Annotated in this window: 13 protein-coding genes; 9 read left to right on the top strand and 4 right to left on the bottom strand. The window is 37.5% G+C overall.

Going from position 1 to position 16,677, the window contains the following annotated elements; translation table 11 throughout:
• The first annotated feature begins 80 nt into the window (after positions 1-80).
• From gmhB to OQE68_RS11575, 9 genes are all read left to right on the top strand, one after another.
• Positions 81-632, top strand: coding sequence for a D-glycero-beta-D-manno-heptose 1,7-bisphosphate 7-phosphatase (gene gmhB, locus OQE68_RS11615; RefSeq protein ID WP_180568814.1), 552 nt, complete (start codon positions 81-83; stop codon positions 630-632).
• A gap of 10 nt (positions 633-642) precedes the next feature.
• The gene (locus OQE68_RS11610; protein ID WP_180568815.1) at positions 643-1,359 is read left to right on the top strand and encodes a lysophospholipid acyltransferase family protein; all 717 of its coding nucleotides are present in this window, start codon (positions 643-645) and stop codon (positions 1,357-1,359) included.
• Positions 1,360-1,424: 65 nt separating this feature from the next.
• On the top strand, positions 1,425-2,699 hold the full coding sequence (locus OQE68_RS11605; protein ID WP_180568816.1) for an NAD(P)/FAD-dependent oxidoreductase: 1,275 nt from the start codon (positions 1,425-1,427) through the stop codon (positions 2,697-2,699).
• Between the two features lie 429 nt (positions 2,700-3,128).
• Entirely contained in the window at positions 3,129-3,986 is an 858-nt protein-coding gene (locus tag OQE68_RS11600) for a TIGR02285 family protein (protein WP_266195627.1), read from the top strand.
• Positions 3,987-4,082: 96 nt separating this feature from the next.
• A complete protein-coding gene (locus OQE68_RS11595) occupies positions 4,083-4,646 on the top strand; it encodes a lysophospholipid acyltransferase family protein (RefSeq protein ID WP_180568818.1) in 564 nt (187 codons plus the stop codon).
• Positions 4,647-4,887: 241 nt separating this feature from the next.
• Positions 4,888-6,135, top strand: a complete 1,248-nt coding sequence (locus OQE68_RS11590) for a hypothetical protein (RefSeq protein ID WP_180568819.1) — start codon at positions 4,888-4,890, stop codon at positions 6,133-6,135.
• A gap of 103 nt (positions 6,136-6,238) precedes the next feature.
• Positions 6,239-7,210 carry a hypothetical protein gene (locus OQE68_RS11585; RefSeq protein WP_180568820.1) on the top strand — a complete coding sequence of 324 codons (972 nt, stop codon included), beginning with the start codon at positions 6,239-6,241 and terminating at the stop codon, positions 7,208-7,210.
• A 17-nt stretch (positions 7,211-7,227) separates the two neighbouring features.
• A complete protein-coding gene (locus OQE68_RS11580) occupies positions 7,228-8,406 on the top strand; it encodes a hypothetical protein (protein ID WP_180568821.1) in 1,179 nt (392 codons plus the stop codon).
• A 71-nt stretch (positions 8,407-8,477) separates the two neighbouring features.
• Positions 8,478-10,133, top strand: coding sequence for a hypothetical protein (locus tag OQE68_RS11575; protein WP_180568822.1), 1,656 nt, complete (start codon positions 8,478-8,480; stop codon positions 10,131-10,133).
• A 223-nt stretch (positions 10,134-10,356) separates the two neighbouring features.
• Here OQE68_RS11575 and OQE68_RS11570 read toward each other — a convergent pair whose 3' ends face one another.
• The 4 genes from OQE68_RS11570 to dnaN all read right to left on the bottom strand — a co-directional run bounded on the left by OQE68_RS11570 (position 10,357) and on the right by dnaN (position 16,629).
• Positions 10,357-11,637: an LSm family protein gene (locus OQE68_RS11570; RefSeq protein WP_180568823.1), complete on the bottom strand. Its 1,281-nt coding sequence runs from the start codon at positions 11,635-11,637 to the stop codon at positions 10,357-10,359.
• 317 nt (positions 11,638-11,954) lie between these two features.
• Entirely contained in the window at positions 11,955-14,363 is a 2,409-nt protein-coding gene (gene gyrB, locus OQE68_RS11565) for a DNA topoisomerase (ATP-hydrolyzing) subunit B (protein WP_180568824.1), read from the bottom strand.
• A 32-nt stretch (positions 14,364-14,395) separates the two neighbouring features.
• Entirely contained in the window at positions 14,396-15,502 is a 1,107-nt protein-coding gene (gene recF / locus OQE68_RS11560; protein ID WP_180568825.1) for a DNA replication/repair protein RecF, read from the bottom strand.
• Between the two features lie 23 nt (positions 15,503-15,525).
• Positions 15,526-16,629 (bottom strand): DNA polymerase III subunit beta, encoded by a 1,104-nt coding sequence (dnaN, locus tag OQE68_RS11555; protein ID WP_180568836.1) that lies wholly within the window; start codon positions 16,627-16,629, stop codon positions 15,526-15,528.
• Positions 16,630-16,677 lie beyond the last annotated feature (48 nt).

Below are 16,677 nucleotides of genomic sequence, written 5' to 3'. Positions count from 1 at the left end.
GGAACTTAGTTTTAGTAGTAAATGCGTAGAAAAATATACTCTCAATGAAAGGTGTATAAAACTGCGCCAGGATTAAATAAATGCCTTTAGTCATTCTTGATCGCGATGGTGTAATCAACCAAGACTCCGATGCCTTTGTAAAATCTCCAGAGGAGTGGCTGCCTATTTCCGGTAGCATTGAAGCTATAGCAGAGCTATGTAAGGCTGGGTTTCAAGTAGCTATAGCAACTAACCAGTCAGGCATTGCGAGGGGCTATTTCACTCTTGAAACCCTAACCGCCATGCATAACAAAATGGAGCAGTTAGTAAACCAAGCAGGAGGTTCAATTACAGCCATTGCTTATTGCCCCCATGGTCCAGATGATAACTGTGTGTGTAGAAAGCCAAAACCAGGCCTTATCTATCAACTAAAGCAACAACTTCAATTTACTCCACAAGATACTTGGGTAGTGGGTGACTCATTAAGAGATCTGCAAGCAGCAGCTGCTGCTGGTTGCAAGCCTGCATTGGTAACAACAGGAAAAGGGCAAAATACGCTAAAAAAATTAGCTGAACTGTCTTATGATGTGCCGGTGTATAAAAACCTTGCAGAGTTTACCAGTGCTTTACTAAAACAAGTTCAATATAAATAAGGCTGTTTGAATGCTGAGGATTATTAATACAGGACTATTTTATTCATTATTAAGCACCTGGACTATGTTCTGGTTTATTTTCTGTTGTGTCAGCTTACCACTATTACCCGCCAATCGACGTCATCGGGTTATCGTCAAACCTTGGTGTCACACTGCCTTATTTTTATCCAAACACCTATGTGGTGTTAACTATCAAGTGATTGGTGCAGAAAATATTCCTGATTCGCCAGGCGTTATTATTAGTAACCATCAAAGCGCCTGGGAAACGTTTTTTCTACAAACGATTTTTACCCCACAAACTCAGGTCATCAAACGAGAGTTATTAGCCATACCCTTTTTTGGCTGGACCTTTCGATTGCTAAATCCCATTGCTATCAATCGAAAGGATGTTCGCGGCTCTTTAAAAACTATTATTAGTAAAGGCACAACTCTATTACAAAAAGGCAACTGGATATTAATTTTTCCTGAAGGTACCCGTAAACCCTATGGTAAATTAGGCAAATACTCTTCTGGTGGTGCAGCATTAGCCATCAACGCAGCTAAACAGATTGTACCTGTAGCTCATAATGCAGGCAAAGTCTGGCCTAGCTATCAATGGCTGAAAAACCCAGGAACCATTACAGTCGTCATCGGCCAGCCAATTGATACCACTGATAAAAACCATAAACAATTGAGTAATGAGTTACATGCATGGACTGAACAACAATTAGCAGACATTGATAACTAATATTTTCACTTAATTTTTTAAATACATATATCCAAAGCGTAGGATCGATAGCAAAGGAATGCTTTATGAATCTCCATACATCTAATTCAACTATAGAAAATAAAACCTCTCATTATGATGTCGTTGTTGTGGGTGGCGGTGCTGCCGGTATAGCAACTACTGCCAGCTTATTAAATCGCGAACCTGACTTAAATATCGTTATTATTGATCCGGCTAATTGCCATTATTACCAACCAGGCTGGACACTTGTTGGCGCTGGAGTATTTAAAGCCAAGCAAACAGTGAAGCCAATGGCTGATGTCATTCCCAAAAAAGCTAACTGGATAAAGCACGCGGTTAAATATTTTAAACCAGAACAAAGCCAAGTTATTCTTTCAAATAATCAAGCTATTAGCTACCAAGCCTTGATTGTTGCTGCAGGCATCAAGCTAGACTGGGCAGCTATTGAGGGGTTGCCACAAGCACTTGGTAGGCAAGGAATTACTTCTAATTACTCATTTGAGCTAGCACCTTATACATGGCAACTGGTTACCCAGTTAAAATCTGGGAAAGCCATTTTTACTCAACCAGCTTTACCCATTAAATGTGCGGGTGCTCCTCAAAAAGCACTGTATTTATCTGCTGATTATTGGCTTAAAAATAATAGGCTACATAATATTCAACTAAATTTTTATAATGCTGGTGACAGCTTGTTTGGTGTAAAAGAGTATGTGCCAGCATTAATGCAATATATCCGTAAATATTCTGCAAACATTTTTTATAAACATAATTTAACAGCTATAGACGCTAACAATAAAATAGCCATTTTTACTCTAACGGATTCTGAAGGTTCACAAGACACTATCGAAAAGCCTTTCGACCTTTTACATGTGTGCCCTCCTCAACTAGCACCAGACTTTATCCGTCATAGCCCATTAGCTGATAACAATGGCTGGTTAAATGTTCATCCAGATACGTTGCAACACACTCAATATCAAAACATCTTTGGAGTGGGTGATGTCTGCTCTACTCCTAACGCAAAAACTGCTGCAGCTGCTCGTAAACAAGCTCCCGTGGTAGCTGAAAATGTTACTCATTGCCTAAATGGCAATAACCCTAGTGTTGCTTATAATGGCTATGGCTCATGCCCATTAACAGTAGAAAAAGGCAAAATCGTCCTGGCTGAGTTTTTATATGGAGGTAAGGTGTCACCTACATTTCCCAGTTGGCTTAACGAAGGAACTCAACCCAGTCGTCTGGCCTGGCATCTAAAGCATAGAGTTCTTCCAGCTGTTTATTGGCATGGGATGCTAAAAGGACGAGAGTGGCTGGCAAAGCCTGTTGATCTCAAAAAACTGTAGACGTTAAGAGTGAAGAAAGTTTGTCGCTTTTCTCCAACCTATTACCTTACCTTGCATGTGAAGTACTAATCAGATGGCGGTTAAAAGGGCCTACGGCAAAAGTAAAACTCTCGCCGGAGACCCCATCAACCATAACAAAAGACTACTCAAAGTAGCTCAAAAAAACAACACTTTGATTGAAATAAAGTACTTCCAAAGACTTATAACGCTCACTCCTAATACAGCAAGATTATGCATCAAGAAGACAGTAATGATGTAGTAAATTTCCCGACTAATGGGACAGCAGAAGCAGTAGAACTTCAAAGTGTTCACATTATTACGAGATCATTAATCAGGCCAAGGTAGGGCTGTGAGCAGGTGATGACTATCATTATGGTCTATATTTCATGGTATTTAGAAGACTGATAACTTTAAAGCTGTTACATAACTATGAGGCAACTATTGACCGTTATTGTTATGCTCTTGCTGGGTTGCCTGCCTGCGATGCTAAAGAGTGACACTATTACTTGGTATCATGCTGACTTCCCTCCAGGCTCAATACCTAAAGGCCCTGACAAAGGTAAAGGATACAATGACCAAACTGAGAAGTTTATGGTAAAACAGTTACCAGAATTTCAACATCAATTTGTTACGGCCAATTATTCTAGAATTGTTCATGACTTAAAAGTAAGAAACGGTTGTACTGTTGGGCTTTTTAAAAGTAAAGAGCGAGAACAGTTTATCCTATATTCAATTCCACGGTTATTAGTTTTACCAAATGGCGTTGTTTTTAAAAAAGAAAGACTCGTTGATTTCGCTCCTTATCTTGATGAAAACGGCTATATATCTATTGATAAATTAATGGAAAGAAGTCGTTTTAACGTGGGTATTGCCAAAGGAAGGAACTACGCAGGCGGCATTCAGCAAGCTCTCGAAAAGTATAAAGGGAAAAAAACAATTATAGAAAGAGTTGGACTCGATGTTTTTAGTGGTCTATTTCAAATGCTTATGGCAGATCACTTGGACTATATCATCGGTTTCCCAGTAGAAGCTAAGTTCTTTGCCCGCAAGCATGGGTATGAAAATGCTATTCATTTTTTCCCTGTTAAAGAGATGCCTTTATATTCTAAGACTTACATGGCTTGTTCAAAAAATAAATGGGGCTATAAGGTCATGGATAAGATTAATCAAATTCTAACAAAATATCGACACACCCCTGAGTATCTTGCTTTCTATGAGTACTGGCTAGATGATTCTGCAGCCTTAAGACATAAACAGTTCTCACATAAGTTATTTCTTAATCAATAACGAACACATAACCCCAGTTTTCAGCGCTAACCAAAGCCTAATGGATAAGTTCATGATAAACTGGCTGTATATCAGTAGTTATTTTAAGCAAATTGCATGTTAATCAACCAGAAGACTATTTTCGATCATACTCAACTTTGTCACTATTTAGGCAAAATTGCTGCTATTTTGTTTAGACTAGCTAAATGGTCAATTGAAGGAAGCAAGCCTGATCTGACACAGTCGGTAATAGTTGCAGCCCCTCACACCTCCAATTGGGACTTTTTTATTACCCTAGGCATGGCTTTGAAAATGGGCGTAAGAGTACGCTGGTTAGGTAAACAATCATTGTTTAAGTGGGGACTGGGGCCACTCATGCGTTGGCTGGGTGGTATTCCTGTCGACCGTTCCAAGTCATCAGGCTTAGTAGAGCAGGTTACCAACTATTTTAAAGCGGGTGGCCACTTCTCTTTAGTGATATCCCCTGAAGGTACCCGCAGCAAAACAAAACAATGGAAAACTGGTTTTTACTATATTGCTAAAAATGCCAATGTACCCATCAGCCTTGCTTTTATTGATCACAAAAAAAGGGTTGTTGGGTTAGGGTATACATTTCATTTAACTGAAAATTCCGAAGAAGATTTAAAGTCTATCAGAGCATTTTATACATCTTATATATAATAGCTTTCCTAATAAAACTAAATAGTCACTAATCCATTCATGCTGAGTTTATAGGACATTTTTACTGTTTACCAACTCAGCTTTATCCAAATTTCATTGTTTATATTTTTTATATCACTCACAGTAAAACTAATACCTTGGTATAGCTTAGACTTTTGGCTCATTGTAATGATCTGTTAATTTTTTAACACTAGTAGCGCATCAAAATAATTTAATTACTTATAAAAATATGGAGTCATGGATGCAAAAAAAAGCGCTCGTTTTAGCAACAGCAATAGCTGCTTGCAGTACTAATATAAATGCCACCCCAATGGATCCTAGAGATAAGCCAGTAACCCAAAACTTTTCAGCAGAAGTTTTGGCTAACTTCGATTTATTTGCAGATTCAGATAATAATAAAATTCTCTGGTATGTGCCTAAATTAGGTAATATTGCCCTACAAGCAACCCATACAACAGCTCCTCGCCCACGTTTTGCAGCATCTTCTCGGGAAGTCACTCGTGGTATTTTTGAGGGAGAAACCATTGTTAACTTAGGTGGTTCATTTTCAACATCTGGTAGCCTGGGAGCCCTTCAGCGTTTGAATAATGAAGCATCAAGTTATGGCTTAACTGTTCGTGCCGCGCCTGCCAGCAAAGCAGCAGCTAAGTTTATGGTGTCTGCAATTGATGTTGGTGCAGGTAGAGCCGATGTTCGTTGTCAAGATAGCGAAGATATTACTGGCTTAGGTACGGTTGTAGAGTGTGAAGTAAAAGGGTTAGATGGAGATTACTACCCAACAGATATGTTGTATCGTCTAAACTCCAGAGCCCCTCAGGGAAAAAGCACAGTCTCTCAAAATATTCCTTTCCAAGCAGTCTTACTACCAGGTTTTGATCAACTAATTCAAGATAAACTTGATGATGGTGCTCAATGGGACGATTTAATCACCGCGGACGTTGAGTGGGAAATTGGTACTGAACGGAAAACCAGAGTTGCTCGCGCAAGCATTAAGTGGAAACAGATTTTTGAGCAAGCACATACCTATATGTCCATTCATAACTTTGCTTGTGTCGATGTGGAAATTGAAGCCTTTTTCCAAAATCTAGCAACTTGCCCTAACGAAGAGCAATGTGGGGTTAAATTAGAGTTCCTTCACTCTGATGGTCAATATAAGGATCAACCTCCAAGTGATTCAGCATTTAATGATGCAGTCAAAGCGTTCCAAAAAGATCTTGAAACAGAGTTATTCAATGAAGTAGCTGTTTACCAAGAGTCGCAAATTGATCCACTAAAGAAAAGCCGTAGCTCTGTCTTTACCTTAAAAGCGAATTACCAAAAAGTTCTGGTGAAAAAGAATGAAACTCGCTACTTATACTGGAACCCAGGCAGAACTGTTCAAAACTCAGCAACTACTATGAATATAGGCTGTGTAACCGGTACTTTAGGTGGAAAAATGTCTTGGGATATGGACGATCCAGCATGTCGTGATATAGCAAACCAGCAGTAATACGGTTTACGTGTTAATTATTCATTTATAGCTTTAATCTTAATGGGCATCAACATGTACATTTCTATGTTGATGTCCTGCTATTCACGGAGGAGATTTCATTATGAAAAAATTGCTGGCTGCAGGCTTAGCTAGCTTAGCTTGCTATAGTTATGCGGAAAATATTCACTTTTCTGATTTAGATTGGGATCGAATGGTACAAGATAATGGTATTATTCATGTACCTGTTAAAGAACTGAATAAAGGTCCTATCTGGTATCAAAACTACTATCAAAAATCACTTAGACCAACTCGATTAAACAGAAATACTAAAGTTATTTGGGTAACACTTAACCCCAGTATAAGAAAAGATAATAATGAAATTTATTATGATTTTTTAAATAACTATGATGTTGTTGATGCAAAGATTAACTTATTACCTGAAGATGCAAAACTTTGTGAGCCATCAGAAGCGTTAGTGCAAGAACTTGAAAGATTATATACTGTTCATAAGTTGGAAAGCTTTATTGGTGGTTACCCTAGTGTATGTAAGCTAAAGATTATTTATCCAAAAGAGCAATTTGCTAACAGTGGCATAGAGCATCCAGAACAACAACTGGTTGAGTTTTTAAATAGTAACCAGGTTGTTAATTTTCATGCAGATATTGCTAGCAAAGTAGATCCTATTACTATTTCTCAACCAGATATTATCAGTATTTTAGCTAAAGATAATATTCTTACGTTTGATGAGGAGAAACAAACCTACTCCGGAAAACTGCCAGATTTTCTATACTCATCTTTAAAGTTAGCGATAAATAACCCTACCCTATTCAGTACTGCTACTGATCAGCAAACAAAAGAGCACTGGCAACTATTTATTAACAACTTTAACCTTCAAGTTATCAATCAAGATAAACCATCGCCTGATGAGGAAGTAAATTCAAATACAACTGAAGAAACAGAAACAGTAACCGAGCCAGTAACAATTCCAAATAAGCTTGTTGAGTTTAATGTTGAAATAGACCAGGAAACAGCCTTAAAACCAATCGAATTACAAGCAGGCCAAACTACTACCAGATTTAGTATTAGCTTCTGATTTTTATAGTATTGTTTATGACTGCATACAAGCTTCGAGCTGTTTATTTATTCGTTGTTTTTCTGCTGTTTATTGTTTCTTATTCACAGCCAGCAGCAACTGCTGGCTATGTTGAAGAATGCTACGGTTGTCACACACCTGCTCGCGTAAAGCCGATAGATGGACTTTTTCCAAATGGCTTTGGCCATTGGCGTGATAGCCAGTGTTATGGGTGCCATAGGGAAATTAATGATGTTGCTATTAATGTTCATAAAGGTCTATTTGATAAAAGACGATTTGCTTTACCTGTTAGTAAAAGCCGCCTGTCTCAACTAAGCCACTCCCCTTTATCTTATATGAATGCACCTCAACAACTCATTTTTTCTGTTAATGATATACCAAGGTTTTCCCCTAAAGCGTTTTTCGACTTTTTGCGTCAACCTGTTAGCTTAAATAAGTTTAAAGTACCATATACAACTATGCTGGCTTACCCTAAATTAACTAAGCAACAATTCAACAACGTAATCAACGAATTAAATAATAACCAGGTTTTTCCTGATTCAGCTTTTACAACAGTTACAGCAGATACTAAGCAAGCACTAAAGGTTTGGAATCAACAATGTAAAAGCTGCCATGAGTCCACTATAGCCCCTTATGATAAACAAGGCTTAAGCCTTTTCTCAGCTGATTGGATCTATCATTTTACTAATGGATTATTGGAAAAACCTGATAGCAAAAGAACGATGCCTATTATTAAGGTAAATAAAGCTACAGCTAAAGGATTACAACAATTATTCACTCAATCTTATCAAAAAGCCAAACAGCGTATTAACCAACGAATTAAAACGATTGTAAATAAGCCGTTAAAAAATTCTACGAAACTAAATGATAAAGCTATTAGTTATATCTGGGATCGTTTTTTTCGAGATGGCATGTGCGTTCATTGCCACGGAATTGAAGGCCGAGCAAAACAATATTTTGATGCGACCAACCAAACAACAATAAGCCAGTGGTTAGGTAAAAATTCACCATGGAAAATTTGGCGCCGTCTTGAAATCAGAACTCTAGAAGTAGAAACAGAAATACAGGCACTCTCCCCTGGTATGCCAATGGCAGCCCCCGCACTGCCCAAGCCCATGAGGCAATTATTCGTAAACTGGATAGGTGAAAATTGTCCTGATTTATCTGGCAAAAATCACTGCAATGAAAATAAGTAACGTATTGGTACCCCCCCCCTTCTGCGAAGGGTTTCTGCTCACCAAGTCTATAGTTAATACGGACATTTTATATGAAAAAACGACTCAAGCATTTGGCTTTACTAGGTAGCATACCACTAATTATTAATTCATCGAATACAATGAGTGCTGTAAATTTTTCAGCTGAAGTTTTAAATCAATTTCATATTATTAGAGATACTAAGCAGCCAAAAAAAATACAATACATTTCTCGCTATGGTGCAATAGCACAACAAACGTATAAATTAAACAACAATGAATATAGCCATGCATTTAGAGCACCTCAATGGCAAATCCCTAGTTTTTATGCTGTTACGTTATATGGCCAAAGCCAACCTTTTTTAGGCGATGAAATGGTAGGTTTTGGTGGTCAATTTACTACCTTAGAAAATAAAAATTCGCTTGTTAAATTAATAAAAGAAGCTAGAGAACAAGGGTATACAAGCATTACTCCTGCTTTATATCAATATGCAGAGCTTAACTTTATAGCAACTGCTTTTGATATTGAAAATGGTCAATTAACCTTAGATTGTAAAATTGAAAAAATACCTGTAGAAGGTGGCTCTGATCCTTTTGTTACAATACCAATTTGCCACTTAAAAGGGACTGACCAAGTTTACGATATTAATATTAATTTACTTTATAGTTTAAATTCTAATTTGCCAACAATAGGTTCTACTAATAATAGAATTACGTTTGATGCGGTTACTTTACCTGGCTGGAAAGCAGATATTAATAGTCTGTTATCCAACGGTGAGGGCTGGCAGCACCTTTTAACAGGTGTTGTTGACTGGTCCATTAGCTCTCAGCCCATTAAAACGTTCAATCTGGATGTAGATTGGATAAAGCTATACAACTTTACTTTTAAAGACCTACGAAATGGAATTAACCCTCTATTCTCTAAAAAAGCAGTACGCAACAAAATGAAGCAGTTGCTTACCTGTAATGATATAAATCAATGCGGTATTCAGCTTAAACATAGAGGAAGGCCAGGTGAACCTGGCTTACTACCTGACTCCACATTACTACAAGATGCACTAGGCAGAACATTATTCACTGAAACCAAGCTTGAATTTGATAGAAGAACCACTACTGCCTTAAATAGAACTAAGCGAAACATTCTAGCTCGTGCTAATGATGATAGTAGTCAATTCATTCCTAAAGCTAACTTTCAACAAATTTTGCAGCAAAAAAAAGGTAACCTTAATTTAATAGTGCCAAATAAAAATATAACGAACTATCGTACTATTTTAGATATCAACTGTATTAAGGGTAAGGTTGACAATAGTCTTCATTGGAAATCGTCAGCATCACACTGCTCTTCTACCCCAACAACACCAAAGATTAGCTACCATTGGAGCGGTTGGAAAAATAACCAAAAGCCTAACTTTATTGGTGAAGTAGAAAAACGGCCAAAAAAATGCCTAAATCCAATAGCTATTCAAGCTCGTTCAGCTAAGAACAAAAAGAGCCATTATCTTCTAAAAGAAAGACTTAGCTTGTCTCCTAGGCTAGGTTTACAATGTTTAAATAAACATCAGTCAGATAAAAAATGTGAGGATTATGAAGTTAATTGGCTATGCATGAATGTAAACATAATCAGGCCACCAATATGGCCACCTATTGTTATTGATCCACCAACAAGACCGCCTATTATTGATCCCCCTGTTGTTATTGATCCACCGAGACCACCAGAGTATCTCTACTAAAACCCCCTCCTAATACCCTTTTCTGACAACCTCAGAAAAGGGGGCAGAGAATAAATTTTGTGTTCGATATGGAATAACAGAACATTCTTTTCCAACCGCCTCTTTCTAAAAGAGGGAGTTAGTTATGTAACAGGATCCCTTATCTCTGCAGTAGGTGGCCTCCCCCCTTTTACAAAGGGGGAAATAGTTTTCTGGATATCTTCTTTGTTTTATTTCAATTTAGTTAACGATAAAGGGGCTCTGCTTGATACACCTCCGCATATTTAATCCGATCATAAGATAAGCGGTAAGTAAATGTATCTCCTTTCTCTAACCGAACTTTAATTTTTATACCTTCAGGTTTTACATCTAAAACAGTACCAACATACTGCTTTCTTTTATCTGTTATTAATAATACTTTCTTACCAATATATTGCTTATAGTCATCATAAACTTTTAATACTATTTTTTTCCTTTCCTTTTTCTTTATTGGTTTGTCAGATTGCTTTATAGCTTGTTTTATAGCTTCTTTTGATTCAGCAATCTCTTCCTCACTTAATGGTTTAAAAATCGGCTGTATATATTCTCCATTAATTGAAAGAATAACATTTTGATAGACAAGTAACTCTAACGGATCTTCAGCCAACTCCATAGCTTGCATTAATGACTTCGAACCCTCACTTAAGTCTATGCTTATTTTTACTGAGCCAGAGTTTTTCATATATTTTGTCATTTCAGATTCAAACTTATCTGAAAAACTTAATTGGAAGTCTCTGGAAAGCCTTTTATTAAACCGATCAAGCTCATCCGATATACACTGATCAGCAGTTATTTTATTTTTTTCCTGGCAATTTTTTACCCATAATTTATTATACGTTTCGTCATTATAATTAAATGTAAGCAATTGCAGCTGTGGATCTTGCATCATTAAAGCTCTAGGTTCTAAAGAGCTAATATTTTTTACTTTCAAGTTTATATTATAACTACCTAGCCCTCGTACGTTATAGTCAATATCAAAATTTACTCCTGCCGTAAATGCATCATGCAAATAGCCCACTGAAAAATCTGCAACAATTTCATCAAGCCCCATTTCTGTTGCTTTCATATAAAATGGATACTTGTACGCTGCATTGGGTGTCAACTGTCTATTAAGTAAATCGTTATCCAGAGGTGATGAGCGAGTACCCTCTACCTGTAGTTGCACACTTGCAGGTAGCTCTTTCATATTTTTATAGCCAAGCTGGATAATATCTAACAAAGAGGGAAACTTAACTCTTACCAAATCAGTTGTTGAGCTAAACTTTTCATTTTCTTTAGGTATTGGAAAGTCTATGCTGACACCCTTAACTTCCACAGCGCCATCATAGGTTGTCTGAACATCTTTATAGGAAAAGTCAGCCCCTGTCATTGCGGCATAGCTACTCATTTGCTCTAAAAACTTGTCAACTTTATATGTTATGTAAAACTGCGCGCCTCCAACCCCTACAGCAATTATTACAACTAATACAATAATAAATTTTAACATTTGATTTGCCCTATCTACCCAGAGGCTGTTGTTGTTTTTGTGTAATATAAAAATACTATAATTTTAAACAGCATATTAATTTAAAACAAAACTACTATACTCCAAATGTAGTCGTAATTTTCTTTATTTTAAATGGCGATGAGTTGATTTGAGCAGGGTTCTTTAGAAGACTGTTGTTCATTAGTGAAAAAACTAAAGACAAGATTAATATGTAAGTATAGAAGGAAAATTAGGATTTCTTAATATTTTTTAAGCTGCAAAAAAATGGAGCTTTGATTAGCTCCATTTTTTGTTTTTAATTAAAGAATTATTTTTATTTACACATCAAGATTAGTTACTCTTAACGCATTATCTTCTATAAAGTTTCTTCTTGGTTCTACCTGGTCCCCCATCAAAGTAGTGAAAATTTGGTCAGCTGCAATAGCATCTTCAATTGATACTTTTAGCATCCGCCTTACTTCAGGGTCCATTGTTGTTTCCCATAGCTGTCCTGGGTTCATTTCACCCAAACCCTTATAACGCTGAATGGTAAAGCGCTTGGTGGTTTCTTTCATCAGCCAATCTAAAGCAGCTTCAAAGCTGTCTACAGGTTGTTTCCTTTCACCTTTAGCAACATAGGCAGTTTCTTCTAGTAAGCCAGAGAGTTTATCCCCAAGCTTGACCATATTACGGTAGTCATTGGAGATAAAGAACTCTGTTGACAGAGGGTAGTCATAATCAACCCCATGATGGGTTAACTTAACTACTGGCAGCCATACTTGATGCTCTTTATCATACTGCACTTCAACTTTATAGAGCTTTCCAGACTTACTTTCTACCTCCAGTGCTTTATTTAGAGTTGCAGCCCAGTTTGTTATTAGCTGCTCATTTTTCAGTCCCTCTTCAGCAACTGTTTCACTGTAGACAACATTCTTCAATACCTCTGAAGGGTAAAGCTGCGAAAGCTTATTGATGGCAGACTCTATTTTACGATGTGCACTCACCAACTCTTCTAGCTGTACACCACCAATTCCAGGAGCATCTTCATTTACATATAGTGCAGCATTTTCTAGGGCTGCCTGTATTAAATAATCATCTAAGGCAGCTTCATCTTTTATGTAGTTCTCTTGCTTACCACGCTTCACCTTGTATAAAGGAGGCTGAGCAATATAGACATAGCCATGCTCAATCAACTCTGGCATTTGCCTAAAGAAGAAAGTAAGTAATAGTGTTCGTATATGCGAGCCATCAACATCAGCATCAGTCATGATAATAATGTTGTGATAACGTAATTTTTCGAGATTAAACTCTTCTCGACCAATACCACAACCTAAAGCTGTAATTAATGTGCCAACCTCAGCTGAAGAAAGCATTTTATCAAAGCGTGCTTTTTCAACATTTAAGATTTTACCTTTCAGTGGAAGGATTGCTTGTGTTTTACGGTTGCGCCCTTGCTTAGCCGAACCACCAGCGGAATCACCCTCCACAATATAGAGTTCAGATAACGCTGGATCTTTTTCCTGACAATCTGCTAGTTTGCCTGGTAACCCAGCAATATCCAGCACCCCTTTACGACGCGTCATTTCTCTTGCTTTACGCGCTGCTTCCCTAGCCCGTGCTGCATCAACCATTTTAGAAACAATAGACTTCGACTCTTGAGGGTTTTCAAGCAGATAGTCAGAAAGAAGTTTATTCATTTCCTGCTCTACTGCAGATTTAACTTCTGAAGAAACCAGCTTATCTTTAGTCTGAGAAGAGAATTTTGGATCAGGTACTTTAACAGAGATAATAGCAGTTAACCCTTCCCTGGCATCATCACCAGTAGTGTTAACTTTTTGTTTCATTAGATTTTCTTTTTCAATATATGAGTTAAGCGTTCTGGTAAGCGCTCCACGGAAACCTGCCAAGTGTGTACCACCATCCCTCTGAGGAATATTGTTAGTAAAGCAGTAAATATTTTCCTGGAAGCCATCATTCCATTGCATGGCAACTTCTACTCCAATGCCATCTTCTCTTTGAGTAGTAAAATGAAATACTTTGTTAACGGGGTTTTTATTTTGATTAAGAAACTCAACAAATGCTTCTAATCCACCATCGTATTTAAACTCATCTTCCTTACCACTACGCTCATCTTTAAGATGAATACAAACACCAGAGTTAAGGAAAGATAGTTCTCGTAAACGTTTAGCTAATATATCGTAGCTAAAGTGAATGTTGGTGAAGGTTTCTTCTGAAGGATAAAACTGTATTTCTGTTCCTGAGTAGTCAGTATCACCAATGACGGTTAACGGCTCTCTCGATACACCATGATCATAAATTTGCTGATGCACCTTACCATGTCTACGGATTGTTAAGCGAAGTTCTCTGGATAATGCATTTACCACAGAAACCCCTACACCATGTAAACCACCAGAAACTTTATAAGTGTTATCATCAAACTTACCACCAGCATGCAATACAGTCATGATAACTTCAGCTGCAGACTTCCCTTCTTCTTCATGGATGTCTACTGGAATTCCACGGCCATTATCTTTAACAGTTACCGAGTTATCTGGGTGAATGATGATATCAATTTTTGAGCAAAACCCTGCAAGTGCCTCATCAATTGAGTTGTCTACAATTTCAAAAACCATATGGTGAAGACCAGTACCATCGTCCGTATCACCAATGTACATTCCTGGTCTTTTACGAACTGCATCCAAGCCTTTTAAAACTTTAATATTTGATGCATCGTAACTTGTGGTCATACACGATAACTCCTGATTTGAAAGGATAACTTTCAGCCTTTATCGGCCCTATCAACTGGTTTGATTTGCCCATGTTCCACGTGAAACATCTTTACATCTTTTGTTTCATGCCATTCATAATCTAAAGATGACTCTTCAACACATGTTATGAATGCTTGGCAATTCATTGCTTCAATAAGCTGACACAGCTTATTTTTCTTTTCATTATCTAACTCTGCTGCAATATCATCGATCAAATAGATGCTCTGCTGGTTAGTAAACTTATTAAATAAAAAACCTTGCGCTATTTTTAATGCTGCTGTCACTAGCTTTAATTGTCCTCTTGAAAGTATTTCATCAGCTGGCAGACCATCAACTTTCACCTTTAGATCTGCACGATGTGGGCCATATAAAGTGCGATGCTGATTTTGTTCTTTATCAAAATTTGATGTAAGCAAATCAAGCAACTCTACTTTTTTATCCCAACCAGAGTAGTAGCTTAGTGATAGATCCGGTAAATCGATTAACTGAGAAACAATTTCATTAAAAACTGGGACAAATTGATCAATGTAAAGCTGGCGTTGCTGATCAATTTTACTGGCTAAGTTAGCTAAAGATTCACTCCAAACTTTTAATTCGGTTGGTGATATTTTATCACGTCTGAGTAGACTATTCCGATGTTTTATGCATTTTTGCGCCTGTCGCCAGTGTTCCATATAGAGATGTTCCACGTGGAACACTCCCCAATCAAGAAACTGCCTTCTTAACTTTGGGCCTCCTTCTAATAGCTGAAAAGTATCTGGGTTAATGACTTGTATCGGTAATAATTGTGCAAGTTGTGCAACAGTGCGAACCTTTTCACCTGCATACCGAATCATAAGCTCTCCAGATAAACTCCTTTTTAACCCTAATGGCAGCTTTCGATTACGTCCTACTGATAGTTCAGCAAAAACAGTACACTCTTGAGACTGAGAGTTAATAATTGGTTTAAGCTTAGTGCTTCGAAAGGAACGAGCCAGTCCAAGTAAATAAATAGATTCAAGTAAGCTGGTTTTGCCACTGCCATTTTTTCCAATAAACAGGTTAATGTCAGTAGCAAACTCTAGGTTAACAGAACGTAGATTTCTTAAGTTGGAAACTGATAAACGGGAAATGCTCATGCAGTATTATCAATACAAACCCATTACATCCGCATAGGCATTACTACAAATGTAGAATCTCCATCTTCAAGCTCTTCCAGTAGTACACTGCTATTGGAGTCAGACAATGTCAGTTTTACTTGATCACCAGATAAAACTGATAACACATCAAGTAAATAGCCAACATTAAAACCAATTTCCAGATGTTCTGAATCATATTGAACATTAACATGCTCTTCAGCTTCTTCTTGATCTGGGTTATTGGCAATAATCGTCAACGCATTATTGTCCATCAACAACCGAACACCACGGTATTTTTCATTAGATAAAATTGCAGCACGGTTTAAAGACTGACGCAGTACTTGACGCTCGCCAACTAAAATTTTGTCCCCACCCTTAGGAAGAACACGTTGATAATCAGGAAACTTGCCATCCACTAATTTTGAAGTAAATGAAAAGTCACCCGTATGAGCACGAATATGATTATTACTTAAGACTATGTTAACTGGCTCATCACCACCTGTCAGTAAACGCGCCATTTCCAAGATACCTTTACGTGGCACAATTACTTGGTGTAAATCAGCATTATTAATATCAGCCTCGACTGTACACATTGCCAAACGATGACCATCAGTAGCTACACCACGTAATTCACCTGGACGTAACTCTAATAGCATACCATTTAAATAATAACGAACATCCTGTTGTGCCATGGCAAATGCAGTTCGATCAATTAAGCGACGAAGTTTTGCCTGAGAAACAGAAAAAGAATGTGCACTTTCACCTTCTTCTATATTAGGAAACTCAGTGGCAGGTAATGATGATAAGGTGAAACGGCTACGACCAGCACGAACCAAAACTCGCTGATCGTCTTGTTTAACTTCAATTTCCGCTTCATCAGGTAATGACTTACAAATATCCATAAGCTTTCGAGCAGGAACAGTGATCTCTCCTGGTTGAGCAGATGACTCAAGTGGAACCCGACCAATGAATTCTACTTCCAAGTCAGTTCCTGTTAGCGATAACTGATTGTCTTCAACTACTAACAACACATTAGACAAAACCGGAAACGTATGTTTTCGCTCCACTACACCAGCTACTATTTGTAAAGGCCTAAGTAAAGCTTCCCGGGTAATAGTAAATTTCATCATTTCCTTCTCATACAAAAGTCGTCAACAGGAAAACCACTATAATAA

It is taken from the genome of Spartinivicinus marinus (assembly GCF_026309355.1).
GTDB classification, from domain to species: Bacteria; Pseudomonadota; Gammaproteobacteria; order Pseudomonadales; family Zooshikellaceae; genus Spartinivicinus; species Spartinivicinus marinus.
The sequence above is the reverse complement of the archived record's forward strand: the minus strand, read 5'-3'. Positions and strand labels throughout refer to the sequence as shown.

Excerpts from the sequence above, each read along its gene's own strand:
- OQE68_RS11590 (WP_180568819.1), top strand. The coding sequence starts at position 4,888 with ATGCAAAAAAAAGCGCTCGTTTTAGCAACAGCAATAGCTGCTTGCAGT.
- recF (WP_180568825.1), bottom strand. The coding sequence starts at position 15,502 with ATGAGCATTTCCCGTTTATCAGTTTCCAACTTAAGAAATCTACGTTCT.
- OQE68_RS11595 (WP_180568818.1), top strand. The coding sequence starts at position 4,083 with ATGTTAATCAACCAGAAGACTATTTTCGATCATACTCAACTTTGTCAC.
- OQE68_RS11570 (WP_180568823.1), bottom strand. The coding sequence starts at position 11,637 with ATGTTAAAATTTATTATTGTATTAGTTGTAATAATTGCTGTAGGGGTT.
- OQE68_RS11605 (WP_180568816.1), top strand. The coding sequence starts at position 1,425 with ATGAATCTCCATACATCTAATTCAACTATAGAAAATAAAACCTCTCAT.
- dnaN (WP_180568836.1), bottom strand. The coding sequence starts at position 16,629 with ATGAAATTTACTATTACCCGGGAAGCTTTACTTAGGCCTTTACAAATA.
- OQE68_RS11600 (WP_266195627.1), top strand. The coding sequence starts at position 3,129 with ATGAGGCAACTATTGACCGTTATTGTTATGCTCTTGCTGGGTTGCCTG.
- gmhB (WP_180568814.1), top strand. The coding sequence starts at position 81 with ATGCCTTTAGTCATTCTTGATCGCGATGGTGTAATCAACCAAGACTCC.
- OQE68_RS11610 (WP_180568815.1), top strand. The coding sequence starts at position 643 with ATGCTGAGGATTATTAATACAGGACTATTTTATTCATTATTAAGCACC.
- gyrB (WP_180568824.1), bottom strand. The coding sequence starts at position 14,363 with ATGACCACAAGTTACGATGCATCAAATATTAAAGTTTTAAAAGGCTTG.
- OQE68_RS11585 (WP_180568820.1), top strand. The coding sequence starts at position 6,239 with ATGAAAAAATTGCTGGCTGCAGGCTTAGCTAGCTTAGCTTGCTATAGT.
- OQE68_RS11580 (WP_180568821.1), top strand. The coding sequence starts at position 7,228 with ATGACTGCATACAAGCTTCGAGCTGTTTATTTATTCGTTGTTTTTCTG.
- OQE68_RS11575 (WP_180568822.1), top strand. The coding sequence starts at position 8,478 with ATGAAAAAACGACTCAAGCATTTGGCTTTACTAGGTAGCATACCACTA.